A 13,050-nucleotide genomic window follows, 5' to 3' on the forward strand; every position below is an offset into this window, starting at 1 on the left:
CCCTATTGGATTCTTGGAGTTGTTGACGTGAAGAGAACCTCACGTGGCGTTGGACTCTAAGCGGCGCACTTCGTCCACGGCAACCACGAGTTCTCGTAAGTCCGAACGACCTGTGGCGCGCGCGGCACTACGCATTTGCGTACTACCTGCGCCGAGCCCGTTTCGCTAAGCTCCGCCGACTTCGACACGAAGGTGTTTCGCGTTTGCGTGAAGGTGTGTAGATGGTGACAAGACGTAGCATTTGCTCGAACGAAAGCATGCATGCCGGCCCAAGCTGCTGAAGCAGTGACGGAGCTCGGAGAGGCTCGCACGTTGCCTCGGGCCGATATGGCGAATGCGCGGGCACTCAATCGCCTGTACTCGGCGGCGCCGTCGCATGGCGTGCAGGTCAAGGGTGTGAGCTACCGGCTCGCGTGGCATCACGACGAAGCTTTTGCACACACATCGCGCGAGAGCTACAGCTTCAGGCTCGGCGCGCACATCGGCCATATCGCGATGGATGCGCCAAGCATGCAGGCCCTGCTCGGCGAGCGCCGCATCGACCTGCTGCCGCGCGACCTGCGCTACATCCTGCTTGCCGATGCGCTTCACCCGGTGATCGATGCGCTGGAAAAATCGCTGCGCCTGCACTTCGAATGGCAGCCGTCGGAAGCCGAGACGCGCCCGACGCTGCACTGCGACCCCGGGCGCGCAGCGTTCTTCGTGGCGACGCCATCCGACGGCGGCGCGATGCTGCGCGGTTTCGTGCAGTTCGACGATGCAGCCACGCTCGATGCACTGGTGCCTGCCGCCACCGGACCCCGCCATGCCGCGCGAACGAGCGAAGCCTTTCATGCCTTGCGCCTGCCGGTGAGCTTCAGGCTTGGCAGCACGCCGATCCAGCTTCGCGAAATAAGCAGCATCCGCCCCGGCGACATCGTCGGCATCGAGCAATGGAGTTCTTCGGGCTCCGCCATCGTCGTCACCGCCGAGCTGGGAGGCCCCGGGGGCCTGCACCTCTGGGCGGTTGCCGAAGGCTCGCGCATCACCGTTCAGCAATCGAGAGACAGTGCCATGAAGCCAGACACGCCCGCCGACCCCGCGCCCGCTGCGGACAACGTCAACCTGCCGCTCGACCGGCTCGATGCGCTGGAGGTGACGCTGCGTTTCGAGGTGGGGGACCTGTCGATGTCGCTCGGCGAGCTGAAGAGCATTCGCGCGGGCCATGTGTTCGACCTGGCGCAGCCGCTCAACCGCAGCCCGGTTCGCATCCTTGCGCACGGCAACGTGCTGGGCAAAGGCTACCTGGTGGCGGTAGGCGACCGGCTGGGCGTGCGCGTGTCGGAGTTCGCTCCCGGCGAAGTCTGAACGGGCTTCTCATCCATGCAAGGCGGAATTCCGGAGCCTCTCACACTCGTTGCGGTCATGGTCGCGTTCGGCTTCGCGACCTTCGCGGCGCTGATGGTGACCAGCTACACCAAGCTGGTCATCGTGTTCGGCCTGCTGCGCACGGCGCTGGGCCTGCAGCAGACGCCGCCGAACATGGTGCTGAACGGCATCGCGGTCATCCTGACTGTCTACATCATGGCGCCCGTAGGCATGGACATTGGCGACACGCTGCGCAACCGCAACTTCGGCATCAAGGGCGAGAGCATGGGCGACATCATGGCCGTGATCGACGCAGCCAAGGTGCCGGTAAAGGAGTTCCTGCAAAAGCACACGCACGAGCGCGAGCGGCAGTTCTTCCTGAAGTCGGCCTCCAACATCTGGCCCAAGGCGCGGGCCGAGCAGCTGAAGGACGACGACTTCATGGTGCTGGTGCCCAGCTTCACGCTGACCGAGTTGACGCGCGCCTTTCAGATCGGATTCATCATCTACCTGGTGTTCGTGGTGGTCGACCTGATCGTGGCGACGGTGCTGCTGGCGCTCGGCATGTCGATGATTGCGCCCACCACCATCTCGCTGCCGTTCAAGCTGCTGCTGTTCGTGATGCTCGATGGATGGACGCGGCTGGTGCACGGGCTGGTGCTCTCGTACCGCTGACCCTGGCCGGCAGATACGGGCCGGTCATGGGCCAAACATGAAGCCGGCCCTCGCAAGGGCCGGCCTCGGGCCTTGCTTCAGGAGCCGATGACCTGGAAGTTGCCGCCGCTCGCGCCCGACAGCTGGCGCACTTGCTGTGCCAGCGAACCGAAGATGCGCCCTGCCAGGCTGGGCTCTTCCCGGCCGAACACGATGCGGTCGCAGCCGAAGTCGCGAGCCGCCGCAACGATGGCCTCGGCGCTGCGGCCGATCACCACGGTTGTGGAGCAGGAGATGCCGGCCATGGCCAGCAGGTTCTGCGCGAACTGCAGTTCTTCGGCGCCCGCGTCCTCTTGGAGCTCGCGCAGTTCTTGCGCGTCGAAGAACATTGCCACGTGGCCGGAGACCACGGGCTGCACCCGCAGCAACCGGACCGCTACCGGCTCGCGCTGGCAGATGCGCACCACCTGATCGACGGCCGACCGCGTGCGGGCCGGGTCGGTCGGGTCGATGGGGACCAGAATGCGCCGTCTCACAGCGGCACCTTCAGGCGTTGGCGGGTTCCGGCTGCTGACGGCTGGTCAGCCACTTGCCGACGATCACGACCGAGATCGCGCCGATGGCGGGAACCACCTTGTGCAGCACGTGCTGCTCAGCGGCCCAGCCTGCGATGGACGGGTCGGACATTGCCATTTCGCCGGCCACCCAGCCGAGCAGTGCGGCGCCCAGGGTGATGATGATCGGGAAACGGTCCATCAGCTTCAGGATGAGGGTGCTGCCGAAGATGATGAGCGGAATGCTGATCACCAGGCCGAACACGAGCAGCGGAACATTGCCCTTGGCTGCGGCTGCAACGCCGACGACGTTGTCCAGGCTCATGACCAGGTCGGCAACCACGATGGTCTTGATGGCCGCGGCAAGGCTGGAGTGGCCGTCGAGGTTTTCTTCGCCGTCGTCGCCCTTCAGGAGGCCGATGCCGATCCAGAACAGCAGTGCGGCGCCGACCAGCTTGAGGTACGGGAGCGTGAGCAGGTACACCGCAAAGAACGTCAGCACCACGCGCAACACGATGGCGCCCATGCTGCCGAACAGGATGGCCTTTTTCTGCTGTGCCGGCGGCAGCGAACGCGAGGCCATGGCAATGACGACCGCGTTGTCGCCGCTCAGGACGATGTTGATCAGGATGATCTGCGAAAGGGCAATCCAGAAATCCGGACTGGATAGAAACGACATGTTGTCTCCTCGAAGTGAACGCGGAACCACTGCGGTTCCGTCGTGTTCGAGGCTACGGGCCTGCGCTGTCACCTTTCTGCCGGTACGCTGTCAGTAACTTGTCCGCCAGCTGTCATCCAGCTTACAGCCGCGGGCTCAGGCCGAGGCTGCGCGCAGCGGAAAGAAGACGCTGAAGGTGTTGCCCACGCCGTCTATGTCTTCTTCCAGCGTAATGCGCGCGCCGTGCAGCGTGGCAATCTCGCTGACGATGGCAAGGCCCAGGCCGCTGCCGTCTTCCTGCGTGCCAAGCAGGCGGTGAAAGCGCTCGAAGATGCGCGCGCGCTCCTCCACCGGCACGCTGGGCCCGTCGTCGCTGATGGCCAGGCGGCACTGGTCGGTGCCGCTCTGGCTCACGCGCACGGTCACGCGGCCGCCCGGCTGGCTGTAGCGAACGGCGTTGTCGATCAGGTTGTTGATCAGTTCGCGCAGGCGGTCGCGGTCGGCGTTGATCACCAGCGAATGCTCCACGCCTTCAAAGCCCAGGTCTATGTCGCGCTTGATTGCCTGCGGAACCCAGTCCATGCTGACTTCCAGGGCGTAGGCGTTCAGGTCGAGCGGCTCCAGCTGCATGGCGTCGAGGGCGCCGGGCTCGTTGCGGGCGAGCGAGAGCAACTGCTGAACCAGCCTGGAGAGCCGGTCGGCGCTGATGTAGAGCTGCGCAAGCGAATGGCGCACGCGTTCGGCATCGTTTTCCCGCAGGGCGAGTTCGATCTGGGCCTTGAGGCCGCTGACGGGTGTCTTCAGCTGGTGGGCGGCATCGGCCACGAAGCGGTTCTGGAAATCGAAGGTCCGTCCGAGCCGTGCCATCAGCTCGTTCACTTCGTCCACCAGCGGACGCACCTCGCCCGGAACGTCCTGGATGTCGATCGGGCTCAAGTCCAGGTGCGACCGGTTGGACACCGCGCGGCGCAGCCGCTGCAGCGGCTCGAGCCCGCGCGAAATGCCGAACCAGACCACGGCGGTGGCCATCACGATCAGCAGCAACTGCGGTATCACCACGTTGGCCAGCATTTCCCACGCGAGCCGCGTGCGCTTGTGGAGCGTTTCTGCAACCTGCACCTTCACCATCGGCGCGCCGGGGTTGCCGCCGATGGGCATGCGGGCGACCAGCATGCGCACCGGCTGCCCGCGCACCGAGTCGCGGTAGAAGCGCGGCCTGGCAGGGTCCTCCTGCTGCGGCGGGGGCATTTCGGCATCGCCTCCAAGCGCAACGCCGTCCTCGCTGACGACGCGGTAGAACAGCAGGTCTTCCTGGTCGAGCAGCAGCACGTTGCCCGCGGCCTCGGAAAGATCGAGCCGCGGGCGGGCGCCATCGAGCTTGACGTGCAGCACGATCTCGCGCCCGATCTCGTACAGCGCACGGTCGTAGGCCAGGTTGGAAAAGCGCAGCGAGTTCCAGTAGGCAGCGCCGGTGTCGAGCACCAGCAGCACGGCGAGCGGACCGAGCAGCCAGGCCAGCAGCTTGCGCTGCAGCCTGGGCTCAGGTTTCCGCATCGCTGCGGTCCATCAGATAGCCCATGCCGCGCACGGTGCGTATCTCGCATCCCAGCGGCTCGAGTTTCTTGCGCAGCCGGTAGACATTGACTTCGATCGCGTTTTCACCGACCTCGTCGCCCCACCCGTACAGGTGGTTCACCATCTGCTCCTTGCCGACCACGCGGCCCTCGCGCATCATCAGCAGCTCGAGCACGGCAAGCTCGCGCGGCGAAAGATCGAGCGGCTTCTTGTCGTAGAACACGCGGCGGCCCACCGTGTCGAAACGCAGCCTTCCATGCTCGAGATACGGCGTGGAATTGGTGCTGCGGCGCAGCAGTGCCCTCACGCGGGCCTCGAGCTCCGGCAGGTCGAACGGCTTGGCCAGGTAGTCGTCGGCACCAAGATCGAGGCCGCGAACGCGGTCTTGCAGCGTGTCGAAGGCGGTGAGCATCAGCACGGGCATCGTCGACCTGCGCGAGCGCAGCCGCTGCAGCACGTCGAGCCCGCTCAGCTTTGGCAGGCCGATGTCCAGGATGGCCAGGTCATAGATGCCGAGCGCGAGCGAATGGTCGGCTTCTTCGCCTGTAGAGACGATGTCGACCGCGTGAGCGGACTGCACCAGCGCGCGCGAGAGAGCGTCGGCCAGTACCTTGTCGTCCTCTACAAGCAATATCCGCATTGATCCATCCGCCTTGCGTACGCAGCCGAATATGCTAACCGCAATGCCGCCCGGGCGGCGCCGCGGAGGCTCAGGCTACAAGCACCTGCAGGTTGGTGGCACCCGGCAGTGCGCGCAGCACGGCAGCAGCTCTTACGGTGTAGTCGCGGCTGAATACGGTGCTGATCTCGATGTATTCGCAACGCGCTTCGGCCGTCGTCAGGGTGAGCACGGCATAGCCGCGCTTGCTCGTCTCGGCGTAGCGCAGGTCGTCGACCATGCGGCGGAAGCCGTCGGCCAGCAGATCGTTGGCAATCAAGGGCAGCGCCCGTTCGAAGCCGGGGGACGAAACGGACGAGGTTGCAAATTCCACCCCCACGCGTTGCCCCGAGGGATCCGTCAGGTTGCCGGCCCAGGCGTTGTGGGTGTCGCCAGCCAGCGAGATCAGGTTCTTTCCCTGGGTGCGGGCCATGGCCAGCACGGCGTCGCGTGCGGCGGGGTAGCCGTCCCACGCGTCGAGGTTGTAAGGCACCTTCTGCTGCGCAAGCAGGGCGCGCTGGCTGTCGCTGCGCGCGGAATCCGGCAGCGCCTGCGCAGCGAGGTAGTCGCTCAAGGTTTCAAGGGAGAAGTTGGCTGCAATGCTCAAGGGAATGTGCATGCGCGTCATGAGTACCTGCTGGCCCAGCACCTGCCAGGTACTCGCCGATGCAGCCATGCGCCCGGAAAGCCAATCCACCTGCGGCTGGCCCAGCAGTTGCCGCGTCGAGCCGGCCGCCTCGCCGGCCAGGTACTGGTCGAGCGTGACCTGCTTGTCGCGACCGATCAGCCGGGTGTCGAGCATGTGGATCGACGCCAGCGTGCCGAAATCGAACGAGCGATAGATCCGCAGCGGATTGGCCGGCTCGGGCAGCCGCGTTGGCAGCCACTCGTGGTAGGCCTGCACGGCAGCGGCACGGCGCGCGGCAAAGCTGCCTTCGGTCGCTTCGTCATGGTTCTCGGCACCGCCCGACCATGCGTTGTCGGCCAGGTCGTGGTCGTCCCACACGGCGATCATCGGCAGCCGCGCATGCAGGGTGCGCAGGTCGTTGTCGGTGCGGTATTGCGCATGGCGCAGGCGGTAGTCCGCAAGCGTCAATATCTCGTGGTCGGGGGTCGACTCGCGGTCGATGGCAATGGCAAGCTGCGACGCATAGCCCACCCTGCCGTATTCATAGATGTAGTCGCCCAGGTGCAGCACCAGGTCGATGTCGGTGCGCTTGGCGATGTCGGCATACACATTGAAGTAGCCGCTCGGGAAGTTGGAGCACGAGACAACCGCCAGCCTGGCCTGCGCCACGCCGCCCACAGGCAGCGTCTTGGTGCGGCCGATGGGCGAGTTCTCGCTGCCCACTGTGAAACGATAGAAGTAGACGCTCGCAGGCTGGAGGCCTGTGGCGTCCACCTTCACGGTGTAGTCGCGCTCGGGGCCTGTGCTCGTGCTGCCTCGCGCAACGATGATCCCGAAGCGCTCGTCGCTGGCCACTTCCCAGGAGAGGTTGATGGTTCCCGGCGCAGGCGCCGTGATGCGCGTCCAGAGAATCACGCGGTCGGACAACGGATCGCCGCTGGCGATGCCGTGCTTGAACAGCGAGCCGGAGCTTTCGGGTGGGGTGCCTCCGCCGCCTCCCCCTCCGCCGCCCCCAATACCGATGCCCCCACCGCCTCCACCACCGCCGCCGCCGCCACCACAGGCGGTCAAGCTGATTCCGGTGCCCGAGAACATCGCGAACAGCACGGCGCTGCGCAAAAGCGAGCGCCGGGTACTGCCTGTCAGGCCCTGCGGGGGATCAATGCCGGCATCGTGGTCGCCGGTGTTGGCCTCATCGTTCTTCTTCTCGTTCTGAGTGCGCATGGTTGTCTCCTGATCCGCCAACGGGGAGACGTACGGCACGCCTCAACCTCCGTTCGACGTGGGCGCGATTGAAGGTGAAGACTTTGGTTTCCAGCGTAGGTTTGGGCCGATGCGCGTGTCAGCCGGGAGCGATTCGGAGCTTTTGCGTGGCTCAAACAAAAAAGCCTGCTGTCTTTCGACAGCAGGCCTTTGGCTTTCGCGCGATTCGGGTGGTAGGACGTACTGGATTCGAACCAGTGACCAACGGATTAAAAGTCCGCTGCTCTACCAACTGAGCTAACGTCCCGGAACCATTTTTTCTTCTTTGCGGACGTTGAATCCGGCAAAGCCAAAGATTATAGCGCGGCGTTAGTCGCGATTTTGTCGAGAACCCAACCTGCCGCGCATTGGCCGAAGGTGGCCGTCACGCTCACCACGGAACCGTAGCCGTGGCAGTTGAGCGAACCGTCACCTTCAATGGCGCAGGAGGCGTCGGGCGGTGCAACGCTTTCGCGGCTGAAGACGCAGGTCACGCCGATCTTTCGGCCTTCGCGCGGCGCGCCGTGTTCCTTGCGCAGGCGCTGCCGCAGTTGGGCAAGCAGCGGGTCGTGCGTGACGAGCGAGAGATCGTCGATGTCGACCTTGTGCGCCTGCCGCTTGCCGCCGGCCGCTCCCACGGTAACGAAGGCGGCGCGCGATGCACGCGCCCATGCCGCCATCGCGAGCTTGGCTTTCACCTGGTCGCACGCGTCGATGATTGCGGTTGCGGGCCCGTTTGCGGCTTGCGCTGCATCGAGCAGCGCCGTCCAGTTGCCGGGCTCGACGAATTCGTCGATGGCGAACACCTTGCACTCGGGGTTGATCTGCGCAATGCGGTCGCGCATGGCGTCGACCTTGGCCTGCCCCACGGTCGAATCGAGCGCGTGGATCTGCCGGTTGATGTTCGACTCGGACACGTGATCGAGATCGATCAGCGTCAGCCGCCCCACCCCGCTGCGCGCCAGGGCTTCGACAGCCCATGAACCTACGCCGCCGATGCCGACGACGACCACATGGGCGTTGCGGATGCCGGCGGCTCCCGCCACGCCGTAGAGGCGCTCGAGGCCGCCGAAGCGGCGCGCAAAGTCAGGCGCCGCGGTGTCGCTGACGACAGCCGCGGCAACGGTCAACGCATGCGGAAGGGTTGCATTCAAGCGGAGTGCTCCGCCAGCTTCAACGCAGGCGCGAGAGACGCTCGCGGCCGGCCTGGGCGGCTTCGGATTGCGGGTAGGCCTTGGTCAGGTCTTCCAGCGTGCGGCGTGCGGCGCGCGTGTCCTTCAGCTCGATCTGGCAGTTTGCAATCGACAGCACGGCCTCGGGAGCCTTGGCGTGGTCGGGTGCGAGCGACAGCATGGAGCGGAAGTTTGCAATGGCCTCGTTGTAGTTGCGCGTGGCGTACTGCGCATTGCCCAGCCAGAACAACGCCGAGGCGTTGTAGCCGCTTTGCGGATACCGCTTGACGAACTCGGCAAAGGCGGTTTGCGCCTGGGCGAACTGGCCCGCACGGAAGATGCCGAGTGCCGCATCGAAATCGGCCTTTTCCTTCGGGTCGGCGGAGAACTCGCGTCCGTCGACGGAAACCTTCGTCGGCTCGTTCTGCTTCAACCGGTCGTCGATGGTGCTCTGGCGCGACTGCATTTCTGCCAGGGTGCGCTGCAGCTGCTCGTTCTGGCCGGTCATGCGCGCAAGGTCGCCCCGCATCTGCTCGATCTGGTTCTGCAGGTCGAGCAGGCTGCGGCGCAGCTGGCCGTTTTCGTCGGTGAGCCGCTGGTCGGTCTGCTGGCGCATGGCCTCGACACGCTGGCGCAGGTCGAGAATGGCGCGGCGCGCCTCGTCATCCTCGAACAACGCGGCTTGCGAGCCTGCCGAAACGCAAAGCAAGGCGGCAGCCAGTGCCGCGCCTCGCAATAGAGCGTGTTGCATCACCGGGTGTAGCGGAGTTCAGCGCGGCGGTTCTGTGCCCAGACTTCTTCACCCGAGCCCTGAGCCGCCGGCTTTTCCTTGCCGAAGCTCACGGCTTCGATCTGCGCGTCGTTCACGCCCAGCAGGGTGAGGGCGCGGCGAACGGCTTCAGAGCGCTTCTGTCCGAGTGCGAGGTTGTACTCGCGGCCGCCACGTTCGTCGGTGTGGCCTTCGATGGAGACACGGCGCTGCGGGTTGGCCTTGAGGAAACGGGCGTGGCCGTCGATGAGGGACTGGAACTCGGGCTTGACCGTGTAGCTGTCGTAGTCGAAATAGACGATCCGTTCGATGCCGACGGGACCTTGGGCGGTGCCGGCATTGGGGTCGATGGTGACGGGTGCGACCCCGCTGGCGCTGCCCTGCTGGCTGCCGGCGCTTCCGGAGCGGTCGGTCACCGGGGTGTCGTTGAGCTTGGTGCCCGACGAGCAACCGGCAATCAGAGCCACGATAGCCAGCGAATAAATCGTACGTTTCAACATTCTGGAACTCCTCAAATAAACCTTGGTCATTGCTTTTGAAACGGACCCCAGTCCGGTTCTCTTATGTCTCCCGCCTGCCCCGCGAGCCGTGCCTTGATTTTTCCATCCAGCGTGGTCGTCATGAGCGCTTCGCGGCCTTGCAGGTGCGTTGCGTAGACGATCAGCTTGCTGTTGGGGGCAAAGCTTGGACTCTCGTCCGCCGAGGTGTCGGTGATGGCCGAGACATTGCCGGTTGCCAACTCCATCACGTGGAGTTTGAACGCACCGCCAACGCGGGAGATGTAGGCCAACCACCGGCCATCGCCGCTGACAGAAGGAGATATGTTGTAGGTGCCGCTGAACGTGACACGGGTTGGCGCGCCGCCGCCGGCGCTCATCTTGTAGATCTGCGGGGCGCCGCCGCGGTCGCTCACGAAGTAGATGGTGCCGCCGTCGGCCGAGTAGACGGGCTCGGTGTCGATGCTGGCGCTTTGCGTCAGGCGGCGCGGCTCGCCGCCGCTTGCCGGAATGGTGTAGAGCTGCGAGCCGCCGTCGCGGCTGAGCGTGACGGCCAGCGAGTTGCCGTCGGGCGCCCAGGCGGGCGCGCTGTTGGAGCCGCGAAAGTTGGCAAGCAGCCGGCGCTGCCCACTGGCCACGTTGTGCACGTACACCACCGGCTTGCGCGACTCGAACGACACGTACGCGAGCTGCTGGCCGTTGGACGACCACACGGGCGAAATGATGGGTTCCGGGCTCGCAAGCGCGGCCTGCGCGTTCTCGCCGTCGGCGTCTGCCACCCACAGCGAATAGCGGCTGCCGCCCTTGGTCACGTAGGCGATGCGGGTCGAGAAGATGCCCTTGTCGCCGGTCAGCTTCTCATAGACGTAGTCGGCAATGCGGTGCGACGCGAGCCGCAGGTCGCCTTGCGGAACGGTGTAGCTCTGGCCGCCGAGGTCTTGCCCGCGCACCACGTCCCACAGGCGAAAGCGCACGTCGAAGCGGCCGTCACCCAACCGCGTGACGCTGCCTACGACGAGCGAATCTGCGGTGCGCTGGCGCCACAGCGCGAGGTCGGGGCGCGAGGCTTCGTCGAGCGCCTGGCCCGAGGCATCGACGCCGCGGAACTGGCCGCTGCGTTCGAGGTCGGCCTGCACGATCTCGGAAATCTTCTGGGGCGAGGCGTCCTGGCCCTTGAACGGGACCAGCGCGATGGGCAACTGCGTCAGCCCGACGCCCGACACCTCGACCCGGAACTGGGCGAGCGCGGGCATCATGGGAGTTGCAGCAAGAGCCGCTACAAGGCTGCGGCGTGCAAAAAACGATGAAGAAGGAGTTGGAATGGAAACTGGCAACGGCTTGTTCATGCGGTTCGGAGATGTTTCGGGGAAAAAAGTTCTACCCGATGCGACGGGCCACATGTTACACACTGGTTTGACAGTGCCGTCACAAAACGTGTATCGAGCGATGCAGTCCTACAAAGCCGCTCTCCGAGGGCCTCTGCGGGCGCCCCGTAGAATCCGCCGCCATGCAAGCATCCCCCGGCAGTGAGACCGCACGCCCTCCCCTGATTCGCCGGCTGGCGCGCCTCATGACCTGGTTCGGCGGCTCGCGCCACTGGTGGGCCGTCGGCCTCGTTGGCGCGCTGCTGGCCGCCATTACCGAGCCCTTGATGGCTGCCCTGCTCAAGCCGCTGCTCGACCGCGGGTTCAACCGCGGCCAGCTGGCGCTGTGGATCGTGCCGGCCGCCGTGCTGCTGCTGTTTGCCGTGCGCGGCATTGCGCAGTTCATTTCCCAATATGCACTTTCGCGCATTGCCAATGAAGGCATGCAGCGGCTGCGCCGCGTGCTGTTCCAGCGGCTGCTCGGGGCCGAGCTGGCCCTGTTCTCGCGGCAGTCGGCCAGCGCGCTATCCAACACCGTGGTGTACGAGGTGCAGACGGGCTCCATGCTGCTGGTGCAGGCGCTCCTCGGGCTTTCGCGCGACGGCTTCACGCTGGTTGCACTGCTCGCCTACCTGGTCTACCTGAACTGGAAGCTCACGCTCATCGTCGCCTTCCTGGTGCCGAGCATCTCGTGGATCATGAAGGTGTTTTCCAAGCGCCTTTACCGCCTCACACAGCAGGGCCAGCAGGCCACCGACGAGCTGGCTTACGTGGTGGAAGAAAACGTGCTCGCGCACCGCATGGTGCGGCTTCACGGCGCCGAAGAAGCACAAGGCGAACGCTTCGAGCAGCTGAGCCAGCGCCTGAATCGCTTGGCCGTGAAGTCGACCATCGCGCAGGCTGCCACGACGCCGCTCACGCAGATGATGGCCTCGCTTGCCCTGTCGGTGGTGGTGATGATTGCGCTCTGGCAAAGCGGCGAGCAAGGCCTCACGGTAGGCGGTTTTGTCGCCTACATCACGGCCATGCTGATGCTGATTGCGCCCATCCGCCGCCTGGCGGACATGGCTGCGCCCATTACCCGCGGCCTGGCGGCACTCGAGCGCGGCCTGGTGCTGATCGACGACGTGGCACCCGAGCCGCAAGGCAGCTTTCGCATCGAACGTGCGCAAGGCCGCATCGAGCTTCAAGGCGCCGTGGTCAGCTACCGCGGCGAAGACGAGGCCCGCGCACTCGACGGCGTGAGCCTCGCCATCGAGCCGGGCCAGGTCGTCGCCTTCGTCGGCCCGTCGGGCTCAGGCAAGACCACGCTCGTCAACCTGCTCCCCCGCTTCGTGCTGCCGAGCGGCGGGCAGGTGCTGCTCGACGGCCACGACACCGCCGACTGGGAACTCAAGAACCTGCGCGCGCAATTCGCCATGGTGAGCCAGGACGTGGTGATGCTCAACGACACGCTGGCCGCCAACGTGGCGCTGGGCTCCGAAATCGACCGCGGTCGGGTGCAGCAATGCATAGAGGCCGCGAATCTTGCGAGCCATGTGGAAAGCCTGCCGCAGGGCATCGACACCGTGCTCGGCCACAACGCCACGCAGCTTTCGGGCGGCCAGCGGCAGCGCCTGGCCATTGCGCGCGCCCTGTACAAGAACGCGCCCATCCTGCTGCTCGACGAAGCCACTTCAGCGCTCGACACAGAATCGGAGCGGCTGGTGCAGGACGCCCTTCAGCGCCTGATGCAGAACCGCACCACGCTGATCGTTGCGCACCGGCTCTCGACCATCCAGCACGCCGACCGGATCATCGTGATGGAAAAAGGCCGCATTGCCGAGCAAGGCAGCCATGAGCAGCTGATGGCGCTCGACGGGCTCTATGCGCGCTTGCAGACGCTGGCCGTGCGCAGTGCAACGCCGGGACAGGACCCGACGCTCTGAGCTG

12 protein-coding genes and 1 tRNA gene are annotated in these 13,050 nt (G+C 65.5%); 3 read left to right on the forward strand and 10 right to left on the reverse strand.

The window, feature by feature from the left end:
* Positions 1-261: 261 nt before the first annotated feature.
* Positions 262-1,347 carry a type III secretion system cytoplasmic ring protein SctQ gene (sctQ, locus tag QHG62_RS11625; RefSeq protein ID WP_281150994.1) on the forward strand — a complete coding sequence of 362 codons (1,086 nt, stop codon included), beginning with the start codon at positions 262-264 and terminating at the stop codon, positions 1,345-1,347.
* Between the two features lie 15 nt (positions 1,348-1,362).
* Complete coding sequence (gene sctR / locus QHG62_RS11630) at positions 1,363-2,022, forward strand: type III secretion system export apparatus subunit SctR (protein WP_281150995.1); 660 nt, start codon at positions 1,363-1,365, stop codon at positions 2,020-2,022.
* Positions 2,023-2,099: 77 nt separating this feature from the next.
* Here the strand turns inward: sctR and QHG62_RS11635 are convergent, their stop codons facing one another.
* The 10 genes from QHG62_RS11635 to tolB form a co-directional block, all read right to left on the reverse strand.
* Complete coding sequence (locus tag QHG62_RS11635; protein WP_281150996.1) at positions 2,100-2,537, reverse strand: universal stress protein; 438 nt, start codon at positions 2,535-2,537, stop codon at positions 2,100-2,102.
* Positions 2,538-2,547: 10 nt separating this feature from the next.
* Positions 2,548-3,234, reverse strand: a complete 687-nt coding sequence (locus tag QHG62_RS11640) for a TerC family protein (protein ID WP_281150997.1) — start codon at positions 3,232-3,234, stop codon at positions 2,548-2,550.
* A 135-nt stretch (positions 3,235-3,369) separates the two neighbouring features.
* Positions 3,370-4,767 carry a sensor histidine kinase gene (locus QHG62_RS11645; RefSeq protein WP_281150998.1) on the reverse strand — a complete coding sequence of 466 codons (1,398 nt, stop codon included), beginning with the start codon at positions 4,765-4,767 and terminating at the stop codon, positions 3,370-3,372.
* A complete protein-coding gene (locus tag QHG62_RS11650) occupies positions 4,754-5,428 on the reverse strand; it encodes a response regulator (RefSeq protein WP_281150999.1) in 675 nt (224 codons plus the stop codon). The genes QHG62_RS11645 and QHG62_RS11650 overlap by 14 nt, the downstream gene beginning before the upstream one ends.
* 70 nt (positions 5,429-5,498) lie before the next feature.
* Complete coding sequence (locus QHG62_RS11655; RefSeq protein ID WP_281151000.1) at positions 5,499-7,298, reverse strand: alkaline phosphatase D family protein; 1,800 nt, start codon at positions 7,296-7,298, stop codon at positions 5,499-5,501.
* 210 nt (positions 7,299-7,508) lie between these two features.
* Positions 7,509-7,584: transfer RNA gene (locus QHG62_RS11660), tRNA-Lys, on the reverse strand.
* 49 nt (positions 7,585-7,633) lie between these two features.
* Positions 7,634-8,446, reverse strand: a complete 813-nt coding sequence (locus QHG62_RS11665) for a tRNA threonylcarbamoyladenosine dehydratase (protein WP_281151594.1) — start codon at positions 8,444-8,446, stop codon at positions 7,634-7,636.
* Between the two features lie 43 nt (positions 8,447-8,489).
* Positions 8,490-9,239 carry a tol-pal system protein YbgF gene (ybgF, locus tag QHG62_RS11670; RefSeq protein ID WP_281151001.1) on the reverse strand — a complete coding sequence of 250 codons (750 nt, stop codon included), beginning with the start codon at positions 9,237-9,239 and terminating at the stop codon, positions 8,490-8,492.
* The gene (gene pal / locus QHG62_RS11675; RefSeq protein ID WP_281151002.1) at positions 9,239-9,757 is read right to left on the reverse strand and encodes a peptidoglycan-associated lipoprotein Pal; all 519 of its coding nucleotides are present in this window, start codon (positions 9,755-9,757) and stop codon (positions 9,239-9,241) included. Before pal ends, ybgF begins: the two co-directional genes overlap by 1 nt.
* 26 nt (positions 9,758-9,783) lie before the next feature.
* On the reverse strand, positions 9,784-11,010 hold the full coding sequence (gene tolB / locus QHG62_RS11680) for a Tol-Pal system beta propeller repeat protein TolB (protein WP_281151003.1): 1,227 nt from the start codon (positions 11,008-11,010) through the stop codon (positions 9,784-9,786).
* Positions 11,011-11,261: 251 nt separating this feature from the next.
* Here tolB and msbA point away from each other — a divergent pair, with 251 nt between their 5' ends.
* Positions 11,262-13,046, forward strand: coding sequence for a lipid A export permease/ATP-binding protein MsbA (msbA, locus tag QHG62_RS11685; RefSeq protein ID WP_281151004.1), 1,785 nt, complete (start codon positions 11,262-11,264; stop codon positions 13,044-13,046).
* Positions 13,047-13,050 lie beyond the last annotated feature (4 nt).

The sequence above is a fragment of the Variovorax paradoxus genome, from assembly GCF_029919115.1.
Classification (GTDB): Bacteria; Pseudomonadota; Gammaproteobacteria; order Burkholderiales; family Burkholderiaceae_C; genus Variovorax; species Variovorax paradoxus_O.